The organism is Bradyrhizobium sp. Cp5.3, from assembly GCF_000426265.1.
GTDB classification, from domain to species: domain Bacteria; phylum Pseudomonadota; class Alphaproteobacteria; order Rhizobiales; family Xanthobacteraceae; genus Bradyrhizobium; species Bradyrhizobium neotropicale.
Window position 1 is genome coordinate 260222 of sequence record NZ_AUFA01000003.1, and the last position, 21912, is coordinate 282133.

Consider the following 21912-nt stretch of genomic DNA (forward strand, 5'->3'; position numbering starts at 1 on the left):
TCCATGACGACCTTGGTGACCGTGCATTTGTGCAAAGGAAGCCAGGCCCCCTAAGAGGTCAAGAGGAGAGGATTATGTGCGATAGGTCCGAGTGCTCCGAGCGCCGCCCCGACAGTGACTCCAAAGGCTGTGCTGTCTGTGGCGGGAAGTTTGGCCTGATCCGATACTATTCGTGGAAAAGCCCGCTCTGCTCGAGGAAATGTCTCGACCATTTCAGGGCCCGTCGCGAGCGCGACCGCCGTTGGCTGTTCCGATTCCAGGCGGCGTGAGGATCAACCGCCGCATCCGCCCCGTCAGGCAATTTCTGAATCAGGAGGCTGCGTGTCGAACCGTGCTTGCAAGCTCCTCTTGGCGATCGCGCTGCCGCTTCCGCTGATGACGGGCGTGGAGGCCGAGGAGGCTGGCCAGGATGCTGCACATCGTCACCATCCGCCCCAGGATCAGCTGTTGCACGAGAAGTTCTACTCGAGCTGGCACATGCCGGACAATCCGGTGCTGAGCTGCTGCAACAGCGCAGATTGTTACCCGACCGAGGTACGCTACATCGACGGCAGGATCTACGCGCGGCGGCGGGAAGACGGGAAGTACATCCTGATCCCGTCCCAGAAAGTCGAGCGCAACAGAGACAATCCCGACGGCCGCAACCATCTCTGCGCGCCTCCGCCGTCCGCTTCTCTGGTCGACACGGTTTACTGCTTCGCGCTGGGAGGAGCCACGTGAAATTCATATTGGTGAACGGAAGGACCCCCTTCCGCAAGACGTTTTGTCTGTGGTGCTGTGAGGAGATCCGCGGCGGCTATCTGCGCGACGTCAGGACGCTGCTGCCCTATTGCGGCCACGAGTGCTACGCGCGTCATCACGAGGCTGTGTCGTCGATCGGTGGGCTCGCGCGAGCAGCGTCTTGAGCGACAGGCGGTCGAGGTGATCGGGCGGATGTGCCTTCGGCAGGAGAGGAGACGGCGTTGAGGTTCATGCTGGTCAATCAGGAACGACCCCGCCACGGCGCCTCCTGCAGCGCCTGCGCCCGGCCGCTTGGCTCGAGTTATGTCAGGCACGTATCCAAGCAAGAGCGGTATTGCGACTACGATTGCTACCGTCGGTATCAGCAGACGGCCATGGGAATGCTCTGGCCTTACCAAAGTTCGCTCGAGGCGGTCACTGTGCTGGCGGCCATTTCGAGCTGGAGCTTGATGATGCAGATGGGCGCGCTCTCGCGCTCGCTGACCGAGGCATATCTGCGCGCGCACGACCTTCTGACCGCGGAAGGAGGTGACGGCTAGCTGAATGATGCAGGCCGCGCAGAACCGTCGGCCGCAGTCACCGCGTCCCGCTTCGCGCCGTGTCCAGCCCCGGCGGTGCGAACCTAGGGCGCCGGGGCTGCGGCCGATGCCGTCGGTGCCGCGCTCACTTCATGCGTCGGGACACGCTGCTCGGACTTCGCCGTGACCAATCCGCTGCCCTCGAAGCGCGCGCGGTAGACCAGCACATTCTCCATCACGCGCTGCACGTAGTTGCGCGTCTCCGACAGCGGAATGCGCTCGACCCAGTCGACGGGATCGACCTTGGGATCGCGGGGATCGCCATGCGCCTGCACCCATTCGCGCACCCGGCCGCGGCCGGCATTGTAGCCGGCAAAGGTCATGATCTGGTTGCCGCGGTATTCCGATAGAAGCGCGCTCAGCTCGGCCGCGCCCATCTGCGTGTTGTAGACGGGATCGGAGACCATACGGTCCCAATCATAGGGCACGCCGAAGCGCTTGGCCGTGTCGCGTCCCGCTTCCGGCGTCACCTGCATCAGCCCGACGGCGTTGGCGGGCGACTTGTCGCGCTGGTCGAAGGAGCTTTCGGTGCGCGCCACCGAATAGATTACGCTCTGCTCGATCTCGGGCGCGACCTGCTTGTGAGCCGGAATCCCGATGGTCGGGAAGGCGTAATGGTCGAGCGCGAGTCCGCGCGCCAGCGCCGACTTGCCGATCTCGAGCATCGTACGGGCATCGTTGCGCCGGCCCGCGAGCTCGCCGAGCGCTTCGAGGGCGGCGACATCGCTGCTCTGCTCGGCAAGATCCTCGGCGTAATAGAAGACAACGTCGCGCTCGCCGACGGCGTAGAGCATGTCGGCCGCGCGCACGCGCTCGTCCGCAGGCGGCGCGTCGGCCGAAGCCAGCACTACGGGCGAGGGTGCGCGTAGCTCGATCCGGTCGAGGCCGAGCCTGGCGCGGGCGAGCTGGCCGTAGTAGGCCGTTGAATAGCGTGCCGCCGCCTGATAGCTCAGGCGGGCATCAGCCGTCGCGCCCATCGCCTCGGCGGCGCGACCGCGCCAGTAATGGGCCCGCGACAATGCGATCGGATTGGCCGAGCCCTCGTCGATCGAGGCGAAGTGCATCATCGCGGTCTTGGGATCGTCGAGATAGCGCAGCGCGATCCAGCCGCACATGAAGTGGTAGTCTACGCGATAGACCTCCTTTTCTGGCACTGCGGCCGCCCGCACCACGTCATAGGCGGTCCTGGACTTGCCCTGGTCGAGCAGCCTGCGCGCGAGCAGGCGCCGTTCGCGCCACCAGGCGTCAGTGTCCTGGGCCGCCATGGTATCGGGCGCGGCGGCGAGGATCACCTCGGCCGCATCATCGATGCGGTCCTTCTGGAGGTGCCACTGCGCGCGGCACAGGACATAGCCGAGATCGCGGCGCGCTTCAGTCGACACGTCGTCGAGATAATCCTTGGCTTTGTTGGCCTTGCCGGTGACCGCGGCACAGGCCTTGGCGATCGCAAGCTCGTCGCCGCCGAGCCGCTTGGCCGCGCGCTTCGCTCCGGCGTAGTCCTTGACCCCCAGGCGCTTGTCCATGCGCGCGCGATGGTCGTCCGCGGTCAGGAGATCGCGGAACGCTTCATAGGCGTCCTCCTCGCTGCGCTCCGACAGTTCCTCGGTGCGCCAGGTATTGCGGACGAGGATTTGCGCGCGGCCGCGATCGCCCTCAGTGAGCAGCACGCGGGCGAGCGCAAGCTTGCCCTTGGCCGTGGTCGGCCGGTCCATCGTGAATTTGTGCACGGTAGCCGCATCGCTCTTGTCCTGCCAGAGCCGCGCTTCTGCGCGGCGGCGCAAGAGCGCGCGGCTCGGCCAGTCCGGATTGGCCGCAATGAAGGCCGCGTAGCGTTCGAAATCTGCCGTGGTCTCGGAGTGGCGCAGGATGAACCATTCGGCAAGCTTCTGTCCGGCGGGGTCGGTGATCCGATCGCGCGCCGCGGTGGCATCGGCAGTCTTGCCCTTGCGCGCAAGGTCGATTGCGTCCTTCAGCACGGCGAGGTCGCCGGTCAGGGGCGGTGGCGCCGGCTTGTCCGAGGGCTCGTCGTCCGGCTTCTTCGACTTGCGTTTGGCTTCGGCATGTTTGCCGTGCCGCGCCTTGGCGGCTGCGGCGTGACGCTGCTTGCCGGCCTTGTTGCCAGCCTTGGCCTCATGCGTCTTCTTCGGTGCGGATGATTTGTGACCGCTTTTCGCCGCCGCTTCTGTCGAGAGGAGGGCGAGTGCGGCAACGGTGATGACACACGCGAGCGAGCGTAGGCACTGGTTCATTCCATGGTCCCCCTGCGAAACCACTACAAACCAAGGTCCGCGATCTGAATGCGGCTTGAGACTCAGAAGCGATGCGGCAGTGATGATATGGCAACGCTTCGCATTGGTCACGCTCTCGCAACAATGCGGCAAAATACGGAATGGAACGGACGGGAACTTTCCGGCGAGCGTACAGGGCGTCTCGTTTAATTCTCGTTAAGGAATAGGGCTGGCACGTCGGTTACGCCGGCTCAGGACGACCCACCACCCTCGAGAAGCCCAGATTGCGCGTGTTCCCGCGGCCAAAACCGGTGTATGGAGGTTCCCGAGCCGTTACACTCACCCTTTGCCCGCACCAATGCCGATTTTCAACCAGTCGATCCGGCGCAAGATTGTCGGCATCGCCCTCGGACTGATCGTCCTGATGCTGGTCACCGCGATTCTATCGATGGTGATGTCCAGCCAGGTCGGTGTCCTGCTCGACGAACTGACCAACCGCTACATCCCGGCCTACGGAGACTTGGCGCGCGCCAATATCCGGTCGCTGGAACGGGCGGTGGCGCTGCGGCGAATGGTGATGACCAAGATGCAGTCGCCCTCGGACGAGGAGGCCTATGCAGCGCGCCTGCGCGAGTTCGAGGAAGCGGACCGGAAGATCGAGGAGGAGGCTGAGCGCGCACGCGCGTTCATCAACGCGATCATCGACGATCCCAGGACGCCTTCGGACAATGCCACGCTGGCGCGGATCGAGACCCGCATCGAAACCGCCGTCACCGAGCTGCGCCGCGATATGAACGAGGACCACGCGAAGCTCCTCAAGCAAGTCGACGCCAAGCAGGCGGCGGAGGCTCGCAGCACGCTGGAGCACCTCGACGCGATACGCGACCAGTTCAACCAGAAGATCGATGTGATCCGCGCCGACATGCTGAAGCAGGTCTACGCCAGCACGTCGCAGGTGATCCGCCACCAGCACCAGGCGATCATCATCTCAGGGGTCGTCACCGTTCTCGCAGCAGTCGTGGGGTTTACCTTTGCGCTGCTTGTGTCCAGCGGTATCACGCGGCCAGTGCGGCTGTTGCTCGCCGGCACGCGCGAGGTTGAGGCGGGCCGCTTCGACAAGCCCATCACCGTCTCGACCCAGGACGAGATCGGTGAACTCGCCTCCGCCTTCAACCGCATGGTCGAGCAGCTCCGCCAGAACGAGCGTATCCGCGAGACCTTCGGCCGCTACATCGATCCCAAGGTGGTGCAGGGACTGATCGATCGGCCGGAGGTCGCCATCGACGGCCAGCGCCGGGTGATGACCATCATGTTCTGCGACATGAGCGGCTTCACCTCGATGAGCGAGGGCATGACCCCGCGCGGCCTCGTCAAGGTGATGAACCACTATTTCACGGTGATGTCCGGTCCGATCAGGAACAATCGCGGCGTCATCGACAAATATATCGGCGACGCCATCATGTCCTATTGGGGCCCGCCCTTCATCGAGGAGGCGGAGCAGGCCGAACTTGCATGTCTGGCCGCCATCGACATGGCCGATCAGGTGCCCGAACTGCAGAAGCAGCTGCCGGACCTTCTCGGCATTCGCGCCATGCCGGCGCCGTGCGATTTGCGGATCGGCATCGCCACCGGCGAGGTTTTGACCGGCAGCATCGGCTCCGATCTGATGATGAGCTTCACCGTGATGGGCGACGCGGTGAACCTCGCCTCGCGGCTGGAGGCCGTCAACAAGGCTTATGGTACTCGCATCCTGATCGCGCAGGCGACCGCGGATGCGATCGGACCGCGCTTCGAGTTGCGCGAGATCGATCGTCTCGCTGTCGTGGGGCAGAGCGTGCCGCAGCCCGTATTCGAAGTGCTGGGAAGGGCCGGCGCGCTGACCGTAGCGCAGGAGACCCTGCGCAAGCATTATGCCGAGGGCCTTGCCGCCTATCGCGCGCGCAGCTTCGACGCTGCTGGCGCCGCGTTCAACGCTGCCTTGGAGAGCGTACCCGGCGACGGGCCGTCGCGCACGATGCTTGCCCGCATCGCGCAGCTCAAGGTAAATCCGCCGGCGGCCGATTGGGACGGCGCGTGGCGCATGGACAGCAAATAACTGTTCGCGACGGCCGGCGCTGCCCGCGCCGGCAAAAATTGATGCTATCAAATAACGATGTTGGCCGTGACCTATTTCCTGGGCTTAGGTTGATCGTCCTTGTTGCGTAAAATGGGGACACGGCGATGACAGAGCATCAGGACAGGCTGGAACGCTTCGAGACACTCACCGCCGAATGCGAGTTGATCGCCAAGCTCGCCACCGATACCGCCAAGCGGGAATTTTATCTCAAGCTTGCCGGCCACTATTACCAGCTCGCGGCCGATATGCGGCAGGTGATTGCAAGCAACAAGGCCGCGGCCTGACGCCCGCTGCAATCCGTTCTTAATATTTCGCGCGCATCCTCATGGATGTGGAGCGTCGTGATTTGCGATTGCTCCCAATGGGAATGCCGGGGGCGGTTGCCGGTGCGACGCGCGCCCCGCGGACGTTGCTTGCGCCAGTGTCTTACAGGGCGATCCCATGCGGGTTCTTGCGGTCATCTTGCTTGCGCTCATGACAGCGGCCTGCGAGCCGGAACAGGACATTACCGGCTCGACCGCGGCCTGCCCGGTGCGGAATTACAGCTACAATTCGCGCGACATGAACCAATGTGTCAACGCCTGCAAGACGTGCGATCACGGCACCACGGTCACTTGCACGACCTCTTGCACGCTCAAGGGCGCGCGCTGAAGCGCGAGCCTCTCGCGGCGGTATCAGGCTCCGGAACGATTCACATGGGTTAATCATTGAGGAGGCGGGCAGGGCCGGAGGCCTTTGGAGATGGGTATGCTCGATCCCGGTCGGTTCCTGGTATCCTGCTCGCATTGCGAGACCTGGCCGATGGCGGCCAACGTCAAACGTTCCGGTTGGTCCGCATCCCCGCATGAGGTTCGCTTCGTCTGCCCGCGCTGCCGCAGCGAGGAGACCGCGATCATCTCGGCATCCGGCGAGCTGACCCCGATCCGGCGGCTGGATGCTCCGCCTCGGGGCGTTGAGATGGCATGGGCGCAGGCGCAGCGCATAAGAGGGCGGACGTAAGCTGCGCCGCGCTCTCTGTGGCGCATCGGGCTTCGCGCGCGCCTGCACTTTTCCGTTCTCAGGAACTCGGCCGGGTCGTCGGACGTTTGTGCCCGGACAACAACTGAGTGAGGCCGGGCGAATGATCGGCGAGCATTTCGATACCCGTACACGGATCAACATGAAGCTGGCGCTGGATCGGATTTGCCGCAATCGCCCAGATGGCGAGAGCCACTGTTTCCGCAAGGCGATTGCCGAGAACATCATTCGCTGCGCGCTGACGGGACGCACCGGCTTCGGTCAACTCGTCGATGCCGGCGAGCGGGCCGTTGTCCAGATGGGCACGGAAAGGAAGTCCGCCTAGCGCATGGTCCAAGAGAGTGTGCGGCGGCTTGCCCAGAGGATCATGCACGATCAGGAAGTCCCGAGCGCGGTGTTGATGCACCGCGAACGCGGTGGAGTGACGTTCGCTTCGGCTTGTTGTCGGCATCGGAGCCTCATTTGAGCAGCGTCTACGAGCTAACGAAGGCCCGGGCTCCCGCAGATTTCCTGTCCGGCGGAGGGGAGATGGGCGCGCGCTTGCGCGCTCACGACTGGACCAAAGGTCCGCTCGGCGAACCGTCGTCCTGGCCGCGCAGCCTGAAGACCGCCGTGCGAATCATGCTGACGTCGCGCCAGCCGATCTGGATCGGCTGGGGGCGCGAGCTGATCTATCTCTACAACGATGCCTACAAATCGATCATCGGCGGCAAGCATCCCTGGGCTCTCGGCCGGCCGACGGCGGAGATCTGGCGCGAGATCTGGACTGAAATCGAGCCGATGCTCGCGACAGCGATGCACGGCGACGAGGGCACTTACGTCGAGGAGCAACTCCTGATCATGGAGCGGAGCGGCTACCAGGAGGAGACCTACTACACGTTCTCCTACAGCCCCGTTCCCGACGATGACGGCACGACCGGGGGCATCATCTGCGCCAACACCGACGATACGCGGCGCGTCATCGGCGATCGGCAGCTTGCGCTGCTGCGCGAGCTTGCGGTAGCGACCGCGGAGGCCCGCACGCTCCGGGGCGCCTGCCGTCGCGCCGGTCTTGCGCTTGCAACCGACGCCAAGGACCTGCCGTTCGCCCTGATCTACCTTGTCGAGCCCGACGGCCGCGACATCGCGCTGGTCGGCTCGTCCGGCTTTGCCGGCGACCATCCCGCTGCCATCACCAGGCTGTCGCTCGACGCGCCGTCGCCCTGGCCGCTCGCTGAAGTCATTCGCGAGCAGAAGTCGCAGGTGGTGTCTCACCTTGCGTCGCGGTTCGGGGCCGAGTTTCCGCCCGGCGTCTGGGACCAGAGCCCGCGGCAGGCGGCCGTGATCCCGATCCCGGCGCGCGGCGAGACTGCACGCAAGGGCGTGCTTGTCGCGGGCCTCAATCCGTTCCGCCTGTTCGACGACGATTACCGCCGTTTCCTCGAGCTCGCCGCCGGCGAGATCGGCGCGAGCCTCGCCAACGCGCAGGCCTATGAGGAGGAGCGGCGGCGGGCCGAGGCGCTGGCCGAGATCGATCGCGCCAAGACTGCATTCTTCTCCAACATCAGCCACGAATTCCGCACGCCCCTGACCCTGATGCTGGGACCGATCGAGGATGCGCTCAACGACACCTCGCAGACGGTGCTGCATCCGGTCCAGCGCGAGCGCCTCGACACCGCGCATCGCAATTCGCTGCGGCTCTTGAGACTCGTGAACAGCCTCCTCGATTTCTCCCGTATCGAGGCGGGTCGGGTACGTGCCAGTTTCGCGCTGACCGATCTTGCCGCCTTCACCGCGGAGCTCGCTTCCAATTTCCGCTCGGCGACCGATCGGGCAGGCCTGCGCCTGACCATCGCCTGTCCGGCGCTGCCGCAGCCGGTCTACATCGATCGCGAGATGTGGGAGAAGATCGTCCTCAACCTGATCTCGAACGCGTTCAAGTTCACGTTCGAGGGCGAGATCACGGTGGAGATGCGCGCAAGCGGCGACGGGACTGCGGCCGAGTTTAGGGTGCTCGACACCGGAACGGGCATCCCCACCCATGAGCTGCCGCATCTGTTCGAGCGCTTCCATCGTATCGAGGGGGCGAGGGGACGGACGTTCGAGGGCAGCGGCATCGGCCTTGCGCTGGTTTACGAGCTGGTGAAGCAGCACGGCGGCGCCATCATGGTCGACAGCGATTTCGGCCGCGGCAGCACCTTCACTGTGACCATCCCGTTCGGGCGCGCGCATCTTGCCGCCGAGCAGGTCGCCGAATGCGCGATCGCGTCGCTGCCGATCGGAAGCCGCGTCGAGGCCTATGTCCAGGAGGCGCTGCGTTGGCTTCCGCACGACGCGACCGAGACGGATCTGCGTGGCGACCTCGCCCTCGAGAGCGCATCGGAGACGCCGGACGCGTTGACGAGCGACGGTGGCGAGCGGATCATCCTGGCCGACGACAATGCCGACCTGCGCGACTACGTCAAACGGCTGCTCGACGCGCAGGGCTATCGGGTCGAGGTGTTTTCCGACGGGCGGGGGGCCCTCGAGGCCGCTCGGCGGCAGCGGCCCGACCTCGTTCTTTCCGATGTGATGATGCCGCGTCTCGACGGCATCGGGCTGCTCGCCGAACTGCGCGGCGATGGTCAGCTGCGGGGATTGCCCGTCATCCTGTTGTCGGCGCGGGCCGGCGAGGAGGCGCGAGTCGAGGGCCTCGAGGCCGGGGCCGACGACTACGTCAACAAGCCGTTTTCGGCGCGCGAATTGCTGGCACGCGTGCGCGCCAATCTGCAGCTGGCGCGGATCCGGCGAGAGGCCGAAGAGACGCAGCGCCAGCAGGCGGCGCGGCTGGAAGCCGTGGTCAACACGGTGCCAACGGCAGTGTGGTTCACGCACGATCGGAGCGCCGAGCACATCTTCGGCAATGCCTATGGTGCGCGCCTGCTGCGGGTCCGGCCCGATGCGAACATGTCGCTGTCGGCACCGCCGCCCGAGCGTCCGGCCTGCCGCATCTTTCGCGACGGCCGCGAAGTTGCGGCGTCCGAGTTGCCGTTGCAGCGCGCCGCGCGCGGCGAGGAGGTCGGCAACGAGGAGCTGGAGATCCGCTTCGCCGACGGCGGGTCCGCAACCGCGATCTTCCAAGCCTCGCCGATCGTCGATGTGACCGGACAGTTTCAGGGCGCGGTCTGCGCAGCCATCGACATTTCCGAGCGCAAGCGCCAGGAACGCCATCGCGAGTTGCTCGTCAACGAGCTCAATCACCGCGTCAAGAACACGCTGACCACCGTGCAGTCGTTTGCGCTCCAGACCCTGCGCAATGCCCCGAGCCTCGGCGAGGGGCGCAGGGCCTTCGACGCCCGCCTGATCGCGCTCTCGAAGGCGCACGACGTACTGGTGCGGGAAAACTGGGAGTCGGCGGAATTGCGCGAGGTCGTGATCGAAGCCCTCGGCGCCTACGCCGAGGGGGCCGACGGCAGGATCGCGATCGCCGGTCCCGACTTGCGGATCAAGCCTACGGCGGCGCTCGCGATCTCGATGGCGCTGCATGAGCTCGCGACCAATGCGGTGAAGTACGGCGCGTTGTCCCGAGGCTCTGGAAAGATCCAGGTCGGATGGGACGTCGGCGAGCATTTCGAGCTGCGCTGGATCGAGCGCGGCGGTCCCACCGTTGTGGTCCCGTCGCGACGCGGCTTCGGTACGCGATTGATACAGCAGGGCCTTCCCCACGAATTCGGCGGCGCGCAGGTCGAGCTGGGGTTCGAGCGCGAGGGCGTCGTCTGCGTCATTCGCGCGCCGCTGCACGAAATCCGCGCCAATTTTGCCGCGCATGATGAAGCCACCGCTGACGGAGGGAATGACGATGTCTGAAATCGATCTCGCCGGTCAGCGGGTCCTCGTCATCGAAGACGAGGCGTTGGTCATGATGTTGCTTGAGGACAGCCTTCTCGACGCCGGGTGCGAGATCGCCGGCGTCGCCGCGCGCATCGACGATGCGCTCGAGAAGGCCACCTCGTTCAGCTTTGACGTCGCCGTCCTCGACGTCAATCTCAACGGACGGCAGACCTTCGACGTGGCGCGCCGCATTGCGGAGCGCGGCATTCCCCTCGTCTTCGCAACCGGCTACGGCGCTGCGAGCCTGCTCGCGAATTTTCACAACGTTCCGATCCTGCAGAAGCCGTTCCAGCAACAGGATCTTGAGGCCGCGCTACGTCTTGCGATCTCGAGGCGACCGGGCGAGGGCAATGTCGTCGCGCCCTGGGAGGACCTTCATTCGATCGATGAGCCTCGTCAGTAACGTGCGACAACGGCGCCATGCGACGATCGGATTGACTCCGGCTCTGGAGAGCCGGTAACATTCTCGCCGACGGTTCTCCTCACGGAGATCAAAAGGGAACGTGGTGCGGGGTTGTCCCAACGCCACGGCTGCCCCCGCAACTGTAAGCGGCGAATCTTTCGTCATATGCCACTGGGAATCTCGGTCCTGGGAAGGCGACGCAAGGTAGCGACCCGCGAGCCAGGAGACCTGCCGTCAGCCGTGGTCGCACGCGAAGATGTCGGTCGGGGAGTACAGACATTAGCTTCACCGGAGCAATAGCTCCGTCGTGAAACCTCGTTCGCTGTGACGTGCCACTGACGTCTCGCCGAGGTTCTAACTGTGTCCCTTATTGTCTTTGCCGCTAGGCGCTTTCGCGCCGGCCTTCTCGCGTCCGTTTCTCTGCTGTCTCTGGATTTCTCTGCCGCTTTTGCGCAGCAATCGGCGTCACCCGATCTGTTGCCTCCGGTCGAGGTCGTGCCGTCCAGACCAGTCGCGGGCATCGTGCAGTTGCCTCCCACAGCTCCGCTGCGGTCACGCCCACGGCGCGAGGCGCTCAAGCCGCCTCAGGCACCCGCGTCAGCGACGCCAATCACTGCATCGCCACTCGTGATTAGCCCGACCGGCATTGCGACACCGGCGGGACAGGTGGCAAGCTCAGTCACCGTGATGACCGAACGGGATATCCAGACCCGGCAATACCGCACCGTGCCCGACGTTCTGAACACGGTGACGGGATTGAACGTGGTGCAGACCGGCGGGCCGGGCGGACAGACCTCGGTGTTCATGCGCGGCACCAATTCCAACCACACCAAGGTGTTCGTGGACGGAATTGACGTTGGCGATCCCTCAACGCCGAACGAGGCCTTCGATTTCGCGCATCTTTTGACCGCCGACATCCAGCAGCTCGAAGTACTGCGCGGGCCGCAGAGCGGCCTCTACGGCTCGGACGCAATCGGCGGCGTCATCTCGATAGTCACCCAAAAAGGCGAGGGGCCGGCACGCGCGACGGCGTCGATCGAGACCGGATCGTTCAACACGTTCAACCAGACCGTGGGCCTGCGCGGCGCGCAGGACAACTTCAACTATGCTTTCAATGTGGCGCATTTCCATGCGGGCGACATCCCCGTAACACCGCTTCAGTTGCTGCCCCCGGGGCGGAAGGCGAACGGCAACAACTACGACAACATGACCTACTCGACCAAGCTCGGGCTCGACATCAACGAGAACTGGTCCGTCAACAGCGTCGTTCGCTATACCGACGCGAGTTTGCTGTTCACCGGCGACGGCGGCTTTCCGAGCACGCCGAACGCCGCGCAAAGCACCCATGCGGTCCAGCAGCTCTTCAACCGCGACGAAGCGGTCTGGTCGCTGCTCGACGGCGGCATCAGGAATTATTTCGCTGTGAACTATGCGAGCAGCCGCAGCACCGACATCGGCCCGGAAGATCCACTCGCGACAATCACGACCGGCGAGCGCATCAAGTACGACTGGCACGTCGTTACCGAGCTCACGCGGGGCAACAATCTCGTCGTCGGCGCGGAGCAGCAGACCGAGCGGATCGATACGACGGGATTCTCGGCCGAGAACGGCAACAGGGCCGCATTCATCGAATTGCAGTCGGAGTTTGTGAAGCGCTTCTTCCTCGTCACGAACGTCCGCAACGACCACAATGACCAGTTCGGCGAGCGCGCGACCTATCGCGTCGCGCCGGCCCTGATCGTTCCGGTGACCGAGACCAAGCTGAAGGCGAGCTACGGGACTGGCTTCAAGGCGCCCACGCTGAGTGAGCTCTATCAGAATTTCCCGACCTTCGGCTTCTTCGGGAATCCGAACCTGAAGCCGGAGCAAAGCGAAGGCTATGATGTCGGCTTCGAGCAACCTCTCTTCAGCGACCGCATCCGGTTCGGCTCGAGCTATTTCCACAACAGTATCACCAACCTCATCACCACCAACGCCACCTTCACGTCCTATGCGAACGTAAATCTCGCGACGACCGAGGGCACCGAGAGCTTCGTCTGGGCGCAGGTCACGGAGCGCTTTGGCATTCGCGCCGACTACACTTTCACCCGCGCCGTCGATGCCGGAACAGGGCTGCAGCTGCTGCGCCGGCCACAGGAGAAGTGGAGCGCGACAGCGACCTGGATGCCGATCGATCCGCTTATGCTGTCCGCGACGGTGCTCCACGTCAGCGACTGGCGGGATGTCACGCGCGACGGTTCGGTGTCCGGGATCGTTACGCCCGGCTACATGCTCGTCAATTTGCGCGGCGACTATGCGGTCAACGAGGAGGTCAAGGTGTTCACTCGTGTCGATAACCTCTTCAACCTGCACTACCAGAACCCGACCGGATTCCTTGCGCCTGGTCTCGGCGTGTTCGGCGGCATCCGTATTGCGAGCTATGGCGTGAAATAGCGAAGTAGCCGAGGAGAAAAATGTGCTAGAGTTCCCAGCCAGGAGATCATTCATGGCTTTCGACATTCTGCCGTCTCACGCCGACCGATTTCGTCTGCATCCGGTCGAGCCGCGTCATGCGGCGCTGTTCTGCTTCGCGTTGCTGACCGCCGCGTGCGCGCTGGCGAGCTTTGCGCTGGCCTGTGCGACACCGTTTGCGGCGTTTGCCGTGGTGGCGGCGGCGATGCTGCGGCTCGCGCCGGCGCTGCTGGTCGTGAGCGGCGCGTGGCTCGTCAACCAGACCATCGGATTCGGTGCGCTGCATTATCCGGTCGATGTCGGCACCATCGCCTGGGGCTTTGTCATCGGCGGCGCCGCGCTGGTCGCGACCGCGGTGTCGTCGGCCGTTCTCGGCGTGTTGCCGCAGAACCGCAGTCCGCTGGTGCTCGCGCTCACGCTCGTCTGTGCCTACGCCGCCTATGAGCTCGCGCTGTTCGCCGCGACCCCGTTCCTCGGCGGCCAGATGGCCTTCACTGCCGCTATCGTGACCCGGCTCGGGCTGCTCAGCGCCGTCTGGTTGGTCGGCCTCGTCGCCGCCTGTGAAATCGTCCGCCTGATCAATTCGTTCGGGCGGGGACGCGCGATCTCGACTTGAACGCGGAAGTTCACTGGCGCGCCGACATCACGTCCCTGGTCTTTCCGGTCCAGGGACACGGCGCGATCTGCGCCGTGCATCGGGGGGCATTCCGGACCCTGCTCGGCTCGGAGCCCTCGCCAGAGGAGTGCCTCGGCTATTTCCGGCGCTTTGAGGAGGCTTTTCGGGCCGCCGCCGGCGCCAAGATCGCCCGCAAGGCCATTCCGGCGGGTACGAGCCTGCATCTTACCAGTCGCGACATCGCCCGGAAGCTGCTAGAAGACGCCCAAATCGCAAGTGGAGAACAGCTATGAGCCAGCTCACGAATGCCCAGGTTACGCATCTGCCGGTCGCAGCCGGGCAAGTGGGGCGGCTTTCGCAGGCCCTAATGGCCATGGTGCTCGGCGTGTTCATCGTCGGCGTCGTGGGCTTCTCCCACATCGATGTCATCCACAACGCCGCGCACGATGTGCGCCATTCGAACGCGTTCCCCTGCCACTGACCGGGGTGGCATGGGCACGTTTCGCTCGATCGTCTTCTCGTCGGTCATTGCCGGTTTCATCGTTGGTCTCATCGTCACGGTCGCCCAGCAGTTCGGCACCGTCCCCCTGATCCTGAAGGCCGAGGTCTTCGAGAAGGCGGCGGAGACGCACCAGCACGAGCATGATTCGGCGGCGGCGCCGCAGGCGGCTGCGGCCGGCCATGATCATGCGGGGCACAGCCACGCCGACCATGACCATGGCGCCGCGGGCTGGGAGCCGCGGGAGGGGCTGGAACGCAATGCCTACACGGCCGTCGCGAACGTGCTGACCGCGATCGGCTTCGCGCTGCTCCTCGCCGGCTTTTTTGCGGTCCGCAGCGGCGCGACCGGGGAGAGCATTTCCTGGCACGAAGGCCTGTTATGGGGCTTGGCGGGCTTCGCCGTCTTCACAATCGCGCCCGGCCTCGGCCTGCCGCCGGAGCTGCCTGGCGTGCCCACCGCGCCGCTGCTGTCGCGCCAGATCTGGTGGCTGGCCGCAGTGCTGGCGACGGCCGCCGGCCTCGCACTGATCGCCTTTCGCCGCACGGTGCCGGCGGCAATCGCCGGCGTGATCCTGCTGACATTGCCGCATCTGATCGGCGCGCCGGAGCAGCAGCACGTCGAGACCAACGTGCCGTCCTCGCTGTCGCATCAGTTCATGGTCGCGGTGACGCTGACGAGCCTGGTCTTCTGGAGCCTCCTCGGTTCGCTGACGAGCACGATCTTCGCGCGTTTCGATCGTAACGCGGACCGGCCTGCCTAAGTCCGGTCCGGCTTCGCTGCGCGCCACCGCCGTAGCGCAACGGCTGACCAGATCATCTCGACAAGCCCAAACGGCCAGGCGCCCTGGAGAAAGCCGTAGGCAGCGCTGAGCGCGCAGGCTGGTGGAACCTTGATATCAACGCGGCGGAAGGTCCGAATTGAAAAAACGCGGCTCGGTTCCTCGCCGATCGTGAACGCGCGCGGGTTGACATAGGACACGGTTGAGGGGTCTAATTCATGGCACGGGGAAGCGATCTCCCCGCGAGGCGACATGCCGAAGAATCGCGTCCTGATCACGAGGGCGCAGCATGTCTCCATACACCTCAGATTTTCCTGACAGACTCTTCCGACCGATCGGTGCCGTCGACTCGCGCGAAGCGGGCCGCGGATACGGTGGTCTCCGGCCTTTCCGCCGCCGGTGTGCTCGCGGTCTCGCTCGGCTTGTCGCGAATCTACGACAACGATCTGGAACAGTCGGATGCCGAGCGTCTTCAAGAAGACAGACCATGGGCCGGCGATCCCTGAACTTCATCACCTGGGGCAGAGCGACAACCAGGAGAATAATCATGCGCAAACAGGTCATCTCTTCTGTCGCCATGTTGCTGGCGATTGCGGGTGGATTGTCGCCGGCGCAAGCCCTGACCAGACAGGAGCTTGCCGCCAGGGTCCAGGCCGCCGGCTACTCGGAGGTAAGCGACATCAAGTCGACCGCTGAAGGCACGGTCGTTCAGGCGGTGAAGGATGGCAAGCAAGTCCGGCTCGTTGTCGACAGCAGCGGCCAGATCAAGCTGCAGAAATAAGTTCGCGAGAGACATCTGATTCAAGGAGCAGAACAATGCGAAGCAGAATCTCCGTGTTGATTGGCGCCAGCGCTTGGCTCTTCGCCCTCGGCGCGAGCGCGCAGGCGGCCGATTGGCGCAAGTTCGCAGAACCATTCATTTCGACGGCGCAAGCGGCGGAAGATGTCGACTGGCAAAAGGTCGATGAGGCGCTGGGAAGAAAGCCCGCCGTCAGCGGCGACGTTCATCGCTACGGTTTTCCGCGATCCGATCTCGCCGTGACGCTCGATGGCGTGACAATCAAGCCGGCGCTCGCGCTCGGGGGCTGGGTCGCATTCAAGCCTGCCCATGGCGGCGTTATGGCCATGGGCGATCTGGTCCTGCTCGAGTCCGAGATCAGTCCGGTGATGGCCAAGATGATAGCGAGCGGGATTGAAATCACTGCCGTGCACAATCACCTGCTGCGCGCCAACCCGGCGACGTTCTACATGCATATCCTGGGACACGGCGAACCGGCCAAGCTTGCTACGGCGGTCCACGATGCGCTCGCCGAAAGCAAGACCCCGTTGACGGCAGCGGCACCGGCCAGCCCGCCGCCCGCGATCGATCTCGACACTGCACAGCTTGATCAGATCATCGGCGTCAAGGGACAGGCCAATGGCGGCGTCTATCAATTCAATGTGCCGCGGCGCGATCCCATCACCGAAGGCGGCATGCCACTGGCCCCGGTCGGACCGATGGGGGTCGCAATCGGTATCAACTTCCAGCCGACCGGCGCTGGCAAAGCCGCAATCACCGGCGACTTCATCCTGACGGGTGAGGAGGTGAACCCGGTGATCATCGCATTGCGGACAAACGGAATCGAGGTGACGGCGCTGCACAGCCACATGCTGAACGAGCAGCCACGGATGTTCTTCATGCACTTCTGGGCAAACGACGACGCGATCAAGCTCGCCAAGGGCCTGCGCGCCGCGCTCGACAAAACGGCGAGCACGAAGAGCTGACGGCCGGCACGGGCAGAACATCTTGCTGTAGTGTGGGGATCCGCGGCCTCCCCATCAGATGGATCTCCATCCAAGTGCTCGCTACCTCGTTTTCGGGGGGAGCGATCCTATGGATGGACTTGGCTTCGTTGTCTTTGCTCTTGCCGCTCTCGTCGGCGGCTTCGTCAGTGGCTTTTCCGGCTTCGCCATGGGCCTCGTCGTGTCAGGCGTATGGCTGCACATCATCACGCCGGTGCAAACCGCCACCTTGATTGCTGGCTACGGCCTGCTCACGCAGGGCTATGGCATCCTCAAGCTGCGGCATGTCCTCAACTTGCGAAAGGCCTGGCCCCTCGCACTCGGGACCGTGATCGGCGTGCCCATCGGCGTCAGCATTCTGACCTACCTCAATCCTGCCTATCTTCGGTTTGGCGTCGGGGTGCTGCTGATTGCCTATGCGATCTACGGCCTGGTGCGGCCGGCGTTCGCTCCGATGAAGATCGGAACCGGAGCCGACATCGCGATCGGCCTGTCGAATGGCTTGCTTGGCGGCTTGACTGGACTCGGCGGCGTGATCTCGACGATCTCCTGCCAATGGCGCGGCTGGCCCAAGGAGCTGCAGCGCGCCGTGTTTCAGCCGGTGCTGTTCGCGGCATTCGTGGTGATCTCGCTGTCCCAAGCCGCCGCGGGCACCATCACCAGGGACACGTTGGCGCTCTACGCGCTCGGCATCCCCTTCATGATCGCCGGCCTTTGGTTGGGCTTCAGGCTGTTCGGAAAGATTGACGACGAGACGTTCCGAAAGACCGTGTTGGTGCTTCTGCTGTTCTCGGGCCTGTCGTTGATCGTGTCCGTGTCGCCGTTTGCTCCCCGCTAGGTCAGGAGGCCACAATGCCCTTGGAGACTTTTGGCGTTATCCCCATACCCAACGGTTTGAACAGCGACTTCGATCACGCCGCGTACGATCCCAGGACGCGTCGCATTTTCATCGCGCATACCGCGCGCGATTGCATCGAGGTCATCGACCACGATAGGCAAAAGCACATTGCGACGCTTGCGGGATTTCCGGCGGTCGCCGGTGCCGTCGCCGACGATGGGGATATCCTGACGACCAATCGCGGTGCCGCAACGATCACCTGGTTGGACGCGAGGAGCTACGACATCAAAGGCGTCTTCCCATCGGGGCCACGGCCCAACGGTGCCGCGATCGTCAAGCGCCTGGGTATCGGCATAGCCGCGTGCATCGGCGATGCCCTTCAGGGCCCAACGCTTCAGGTCATCAATCTGAAGGAGCTTACGCAGCGGGCGATCGATCTGCCGGGCAGACCGCGCTGGTGCGTCACTGACGCGAACGCGGAGCGTGTATTCCTCTGCATCCGCGAACCGTCGATGATCCTGACGGCGCGGCTGCGCGACCTGGACGAGGTCGCTCATTGGCCGCTGCCGTCCGGCGGCGCGCATGGCCTCGATATCGATCATGGCCGCAATCGTCTCTACGCGGCCTGCGACGACGGCGATCTGGTCGAAGTCGACAGCACATCCGGGAAGGTCACCAATGTATGGCCGATTGCCGGGCCGCCTGATGTCGCGTTCTTCAACCCGGCGACCGGCCGGGTACATGTGGCGATCGGCGATCCCGGCCTGATTGAGACGATCGATCCAAGGACCCGAAACAGAATGCAGACGGTGACGGCGGAACGGGCGCATACCACGGCGATCGTCGTGCCCAACCGGCTTTACGTGATTTCGCCGAGGCATGGCGGCGTACTGGTGTTGGGCGATTAAGGAACAGCGCGAGCAGCCGCGAGAATGCGAAGCTGTGTCTGCAGTTTCGAATGCAAGCCGAAGACCGACGCCGCGCCTTGCTCTGTCATTAGTCGTCGTGGCCAGGCTTGCCGTCTTCGTTGAAGCTTTGCTGGCCCTAGCTAGCATCGAGAACCCGGCGGAGCCCGGACAAGCCCGACCACGACGGAAGGGTCGGCAGCGGCGACTCAGTTCAGGTGCGCGCCGTCATTGCAACAAGCGCGGGCGCGCAGACACCGTTGCAAAATCTGAAGTTGTGGAGCGTTGTCGTGCGAAAGGTATGTCAGTAAGCCTATCCGTGTCCTGCGAGCCACGATTGTGCTGTCTATGCAACATCTCTCGGCGATTTAACCCTCGTCGCAGTCCGTTCGCGTTAGCGCCGCTTTTTAGCCACACCCTGACATGAATAAAATCGCTCTAATCCTTTAGGGCAGGCGACGGCCGACGCAGGCGACGAGAAAATCCCAAGGTCGATTCAAATCTTGGGTCTGATTTTTCGGGTCTGAAAGGGTTGGCTGGAGAAACTGGTTAGCGATGGACGCGAAGACCAACATCAAGCAGAGGCTGCCGAGCCGTCACGTGACGGAAGGCCCTGCGCGCGCGCCCCATCGCTCGTACTTCTACGCCATGGGTCTGACCACCGAGCAGATCCACCAGCCCTTCGTCGGCGTCGCCTCCTGCTGGAATGAGGCCGCCCCCTGTAACATCGCCCTGATGCGCCAAGCCCAGGCGGTGAAGAAGGGCGTCGCGTCGGCTGGCGGCACGCCGCGGGAATTCTGCACCATCACCGTCACCGACGGCATCGCCATGGGCCATGACGGCATGCGCTCGTCGCTGCCATCGCGCGAATGCATCGCCGACTCCGTCGAGTTGACCGTTCGTGGCCACGCCTATGACGCCCTCGTCGGTCTTGCCGGCTGCGACAAGTCGCTGCCGGGCATGATGATGGCGATGCTCCGCCTCAACGTGCCATCGATCTTCATCTATGGCGGCTCGATTCTGCCCGGCAACTTCCGCGGGCAGCAGGTTACCGTCCAGGACATGTTCGAGGCGGTCGGCAAGCATTCCGTCGGCGCCATGTCCGACGAGGACCTCGACGAGATCGAGCGTGTGGCGTGCCCTTCGGCAGGAGCCTGCGGTGCGCAGTTCACCGCCAACACCATGGCGACGGTCTCGGAGGCCATTGGGCTCGCGCTGCCGTACTCGGCCGGCGCCCCTGCGCCGTATGAAATCCGAGATGCCTTCTGCATGACCGCGGGCGAGAAGGTCATGGACCTGATCGCTGACAACATCCGGCCGCGCGACATCGTCACCCGTAAGTCCCTGGAAAACGCGGCGGCTGTGGTCGCGGCTTCCGGCGGCTCGACCAATGCTGCACTGCACCTGCCGGCGATCGCTCACGAAGCCGGCATCAAGTTCGACCTGTTCGACGTCGCTGAAATCTTCAAAAAGACACCATATGTCGCGGATTTGAAGCCGGGTGGCCGTTATGTCGCCAAAGACATGTTTGAAGTTGGCGGCATACCGCTTCTGATGAAGACGCTGCTCGACAACGGCTTCCTGCACGGTGACTGCCTCACCGTCACGGGCCGCACGATCGCCGAAAACCTCAAGAGCGTGAAATGGAATCCGCACCAGGATGTGGTGCACCCGGCAGACAAGCCGATCACCGTGACAGGCGGTGTGGTGGGTCTGAAGGGCAATTTGGCGCCAGAAGGTGCGATCGTGAAAGTCGCGGGAATGTCCAACCTCAGGTTTACCGGCCCAGCCCGGTGCTTTGACCGTGAGGAGGACGCTTTCGAGGCGGTCCAGAAGCGCACCTATCGCGAAGGCGAAGTCATCGTGATCCGCTACGAGGGGCCGAAGGGCGGTCCCGGCATGCGGGAAATGCTCCAGACCACAGCGGCGCTGACCGGTCAGGGCATGGGCGGCAAGATCGCGCTCATCACCGACGGCCGGTTCTCCGGCGCCACCCGCGGCTTCTGCATCGGCCATGTCGGGCCCGAGGCGGCCGTTGGCGGCCCGATCGGGCTGCTCGAGGACGGCGACATCATCGAGATCGACGCCGTCGCCGGTACCCTTAACGTAAAATTGAGCGACTCTGAGCTTGCACAGCGCCAGACCAAGTGGCGGCCTCGCGCGACAAACCATACGTCAGGTGCGCTCTGGAAATACGCTCAGCAAGTTGGACCAGCAGTCGGTGGGGCAGTAACCCATCCGGGTGGCGCGCACGAGAAGCAGTGCTATGCGGACATCTAGGCGTACCATAGTTGCGTTTGCGTTCGGGGCTGTTGCGCTGGCCGCACCTGCGCTCGCCTTCGACGGCGCGCCGGTCAACCAGAAGGATACCGCGATCCCGGTGGTCACGGCGGCGCCGAGCGCTGCGGGTGCGCTGCGCAAGGCTGTACCGCCGGCCGCGACCACCCAGGAAACCTCGCTCAGCGCCCTGCAATATGCTGCCGAAGGCGGTCACCCCATCGCGCAGTGGAAGCTCGGCCGCATGTACGCCAATGGCGACGGCGTCGCCCAGGACGACCTGCGCGCGTTCGAATATTTCAGCCGCATCGCCAACGCCCATGCCGAGGACAGCCCGTCGGCGCCGCAGGCGCAGATCGTCGCCAACGCCTTCGTCGCTCTCGGCCGCTACTACCTCGCCGGCATCCCGAACTCGAAGATCAAGGCCGATCCAGACCGGGCTCGGGAGATGTTCTCTTATGCCGCGTCCTATTTCGGCAATGCGGATGCGCAGTACGATCTCGCCCGCCTGTATCTGAAGACGCCGGACGCCTCGCGCGAGGATTTCCGCTATGGCGCGCGCTGGCTCGGGCTTGCCGCGCAGAAGGGCCAGCACGAGGCGCAGGCGCTGCTCGGCCAGATGCTCTTCAACGGCGACCGCCTGCCGCGGCAGGCCGCGCGCGGCCTGATGTGGCTGACCCTGGCGCGTGACAGCGCCGGTGCCGACGAGACCTGGATCAAGGAAAGCTACAACCGCGCCTTCGCCAAGGCCTCCGACGACGACCGCGCGATGTGCCTGCAAATGCTCGAGCAGTGGGTGCAGGGCCGCCGGGACTGATCGGCGCCGCGTGG

23 protein-coding genes and 1 riboswitch are annotated in these 21912 nt (G+C 64.3%); of the genes, 22 read left to right on the forward strand and 1 reads right to left on the reverse strand.

What is annotated here, in order from left to right; genetic code table 11:
* Positions 1-321 precede the first annotated feature (321 nt).
* The 3 genes from K289_RS0106535 (at position 322) to K289_RS51430 (ending at position 1280) form a co-directional block, all read left to right on the forward strand.
* Positions 322-720 carry a hypothetical protein gene (locus K289_RS0106535; RefSeq protein ID WP_027550760.1) on the forward strand — a complete coding sequence of 133 codons (399 nt, stop codon included), beginning with the start codon at positions 322-324 and terminating at the stop codon, positions 718-720.
* A complete protein-coding gene (locus K289_RS51425) occupies positions 717-905 on the forward strand; it encodes a hypothetical protein (RefSeq protein ID WP_198024671.1) in 189 nt (62 codons plus the stop codon). Before K289_RS0106535 ends, K289_RS51425 begins: the two co-directional genes overlap by 4 nt.
* A gap of 66 nt (positions 906-971) precedes the next feature.
* Positions 972-1280: a hypothetical protein gene (locus K289_RS51430; RefSeq protein ID WP_245283855.1), complete on the forward strand. Its 309-nt coding sequence runs from the start codon at positions 972-974 to the stop codon at positions 1278-1280.
* An 83-nt stretch (positions 1281-1363) separates the two neighbouring features.
* Here K289_RS51430 and K289_RS0106545 read toward each other — a convergent pair whose 3' ends face one another.
* Positions 1364-3568, reverse strand: a complete 2205-nt coding sequence (locus K289_RS0106545; protein WP_027550761.1) for a lytic transglycosylase domain-containing protein — start codon at positions 3566-3568, stop codon at positions 1364-1366.
* A 337-nt stretch (positions 3569-3905) separates the two neighbouring features.
* Between K289_RS0106545 and K289_RS0106550 the strand changes: the two genes are divergently transcribed.
* From K289_RS0106550 to K289_RS0106645, 19 genes are all read left to right on the forward strand, one after another.
* Positions 3906-5642, forward strand: a complete 1737-nt coding sequence (locus K289_RS0106550; RefSeq protein WP_027550762.1) for an adenylate/guanylate cyclase domain-containing protein — start codon at positions 3906-3908, stop codon at positions 5640-5642.
* Between the two features lie 125 nt (positions 5643-5767).
* The gene (locus K289_RS0106555; protein WP_027550763.1) at positions 5768-5947 is read left to right on the forward strand and encodes a hypothetical protein; all 180 of its coding nucleotides are present in this window, start codon (positions 5768-5770) and stop codon (positions 5945-5947) included.
* A 157-nt stretch (positions 5948-6104) separates the two neighbouring features.
* Positions 6105-6314 (forward strand): hypothetical protein, encoded by a 210-nt coding sequence (locus K289_RS0106560; protein WP_027550764.1) that lies wholly within the window; start codon positions 6105-6107, stop codon positions 6312-6314.
* A 96-nt stretch (positions 6315-6410) separates the two neighbouring features.
* The gene (locus tag K289_RS0106565; protein WP_245283856.1) at positions 6411-6662 is read left to right on the forward strand and encodes a hypothetical protein; all 252 of its coding nucleotides are present in this window, start codon (positions 6411-6413) and stop codon (positions 6660-6662) included.
* Positions 6663-6783: 121 nt separating this feature from the next.
* On the forward strand, positions 6784-7005 hold the full coding sequence (locus tag K289_RS0106570) for a hypothetical protein (protein ID WP_027550766.1): 222 nt from the start codon (positions 6784-6786) through the stop codon (positions 7003-7005).
* A gap of 137 nt (positions 7006-7142) precedes the next feature.
* Positions 7143-10505 carry an ATP-binding protein gene (locus K289_RS43975; protein WP_198024666.1) on the forward strand — a complete coding sequence of 1121 codons (3363 nt, stop codon included), beginning with the start codon at positions 7143-7145 and terminating at the stop codon, positions 10503-10505.
* Positions 10498-10932, forward strand: a complete 435-nt coding sequence (locus K289_RS43980) for a response regulator (RefSeq protein ID WP_371260789.1) — start codon at positions 10498-10500, stop codon at positions 10930-10932. The genes K289_RS43975 and K289_RS43980 overlap by 8 nt, the downstream gene beginning before the upstream one ends.
* Positions 10933-10985: 53 nt before the next feature.
* Positions 10986-11183, forward strand: a riboswitch (cobalamin riboswitch).
* A gap of 109 nt (positions 11184-11292) precedes the next feature.
* Positions 11293-13365 carry a TonB-dependent siderophore receptor gene (locus K289_RS0106585; RefSeq protein ID WP_027550767.1) on the forward strand — a complete coding sequence of 691 codons (2073 nt, stop codon included), beginning with the start codon at positions 11293-11295 and terminating at the stop codon, positions 13363-13365.
* Between the two features lie 52 nt (positions 13366-13417).
* On the forward strand, positions 13418-13999 hold the full coding sequence (locus tag K289_RS0106590; protein WP_027550768.1) for a hypothetical protein: 582 nt from the start codon (positions 13418-13420) through the stop codon (positions 13997-13999).
* On the forward strand, positions 13996-14292 hold the full coding sequence (locus K289_RS0106595; RefSeq protein WP_027550769.1) for a hypothetical protein: 297 nt from the start codon (positions 13996-13998) through the stop codon (positions 14290-14292). The genes K289_RS0106590 and K289_RS0106595 overlap by 4 nt, the downstream gene beginning before the upstream one ends.
* Positions 14289-14480, forward strand: coding sequence for a CbtB-domain containing protein (locus K289_RS43985; RefSeq protein ID WP_035684023.1), 192 nt, complete (start codon positions 14289-14291; stop codon positions 14478-14480). Before K289_RS0106595 ends, K289_RS43985 begins: the two co-directional genes overlap by 4 nt.
* A 10-nt stretch (positions 14481-14490) precedes the next feature.
* On the forward strand, positions 14491-15261 hold the full coding sequence (locus K289_RS0106605) for a CbtA family protein (RefSeq protein ID WP_027550770.1): 771 nt from the start codon (positions 14491-14493) through the stop codon (positions 15259-15261).
* Between the two features lie 356 nt (positions 15262-15617).
* Entirely contained in the window at positions 15618-15785 is a 168-nt protein-coding gene (locus K289_RS50215) for a hypothetical protein (protein WP_245283858.1), read from the forward strand.
* A gap of 41 nt (positions 15786-15826) precedes the next feature.
* A complete protein-coding gene (locus tag K289_RS0106620) occupies positions 15827-16060 on the forward strand; it encodes a hypothetical protein (RefSeq protein WP_027550771.1) in 234 nt (77 codons plus the stop codon).
* A gap of 35 nt (positions 16061-16095) precedes the next feature.
* Positions 16096-17043: a DUF1259 domain-containing protein gene (locus K289_RS0106625; protein WP_027550772.1), complete on the forward strand. Its 948-nt coding sequence runs from the start codon at positions 16096-16098 to the stop codon at positions 17041-17043.
* Positions 17044-17152: 109 nt separating this feature from the next.
* Entirely contained in the window at positions 17153-17899 is a 747-nt protein-coding gene (locus K289_RS0106630; protein ID WP_027550773.1) for a sulfite exporter TauE/SafE family protein, read from the forward strand.
* 20 nt (positions 17900-17919) lie between these two features.
* Positions 17920-18807 (forward strand): YncE family protein, encoded by an 888-nt coding sequence (locus K289_RS0106635; RefSeq protein WP_156917831.1) that lies wholly within the window; start codon positions 17920-17922, stop codon positions 18805-18807.
* A gap of 552 nt (positions 18808-19359) precedes the next feature.
* Positions 19360-21084: a dihydroxy-acid dehydratase gene (ilvD, locus tag K289_RS0106640; RefSeq protein WP_027550775.1), complete on the forward strand. Its 1725-nt coding sequence runs from the start codon at positions 19360-19362 to the stop codon at positions 21082-21084.
* Positions 21071-21898: a tetratricopeptide repeat protein gene (locus K289_RS0106645; protein ID WP_027550776.1), complete on the forward strand. Its 828-nt coding sequence runs from the start codon at positions 21071-21073 to the stop codon at positions 21896-21898. Before ilvD ends, K289_RS0106645 begins: the two co-directional genes overlap by 14 nt.
* Positions 21899-21912 lie beyond the last annotated feature (14 nt).

Excerpts from the sequence above, each read along its gene's own strand:
- K289_RS51430 (WP_245283855.1), top strand. The coding sequence starts at position 972 with ATGCTGGTCAATCAGGAACGACCCCGCCACGGCGCCTCCTGCAGCGCC.
- K289_RS0106545 (WP_027550761.1), bottom strand. The coding sequence starts at position 3,568 with ATGAACCAGTGCCTACGCTCGCTCGCGTGTGTCATCACCGTTGCCGCA.
- K289_RS0106550 (WP_027550762.1), top strand. The coding sequence starts at position 3,906 with ATGCCGATTTTCAACCAGTCGATCCGGCGCAAGATTGTCGGCATCGCC.
- K289_RS0106555 (WP_027550763.1), top strand. The coding sequence starts at position 5,768 with ATGACAGAGCATCAGGACAGGCTGGAACGCTTCGAGACACTCACCGCC.
- K289_RS0106560 (WP_027550764.1), top strand. The coding sequence starts at position 6,105 with ATGCGGGTTCTTGCGGTCATCTTGCTTGCGCTCATGACAGCGGCCTGC.
- K289_RS0106565 (WP_245283856.1), top strand. The coding sequence starts at position 6,411 with ATGCTCGATCCCGGTCGGTTCCTGGTATCCTGCTCGCATTGCGAGACC.
- K289_RS0106570 (WP_027550766.1), top strand. The coding sequence starts at position 6,784 with ATGATCGGCGAGCATTTCGATACCCGTACACGGATCAACATGAAGCTG.
- K289_RS43980 (WP_371260789.1), top strand. The coding sequence starts at position 10,498 with ATGTCTGAAATCGATCTCGCCGGTCAGCGGGTCCTCGTCATCGAAGAC.
- K289_RS0106590 (WP_027550768.1), top strand. The coding sequence starts at position 13,418 with ATGGCTTTCGACATTCTGCCGTCTCACGCCGACCGATTTCGTCTGCAT.
- K289_RS43985 (WP_035684023.1), top strand. The coding sequence starts at position 14,289 with ATGAGCCAGCTCACGAATGCCCAGGTTACGCATCTGCCGGTCGCAGCC.
- K289_RS0106605 (WP_027550770.1), top strand. The coding sequence starts at position 14,491 with ATGGGCACGTTTCGCTCGATCGTCTTCTCGTCGGTCATTGCCGGTTTC.
- K289_RS0106620 (WP_027550771.1), top strand. The coding sequence starts at position 15,827 with ATGCGCAAACAGGTCATCTCTTCTGTCGCCATGTTGCTGGCGATTGCG.
- K289_RS0106625 (WP_027550772.1), top strand. The coding sequence starts at position 16,096 with ATGCGAAGCAGAATCTCCGTGTTGATTGGCGCCAGCGCTTGGCTCTTC.
- K289_RS0106630 (WP_027550773.1), top strand. The coding sequence starts at position 17,153 with ATGGATGGACTTGGCTTCGTTGTCTTTGCTCTTGCCGCTCTCGTCGGC.
- ilvD (WP_027550775.1), top strand. The coding sequence starts at position 19,360 with ATGGACGCGAAGACCAACATCAAGCAGAGGCTGCCGAGCCGTCACGTG.
- K289_RS0106645 (WP_027550776.1), top strand. The coding sequence starts at position 21,071 with ATGCGGACATCTAGGCGTACCATAGTTGCGTTTGCGTTCGGGGCTGTT.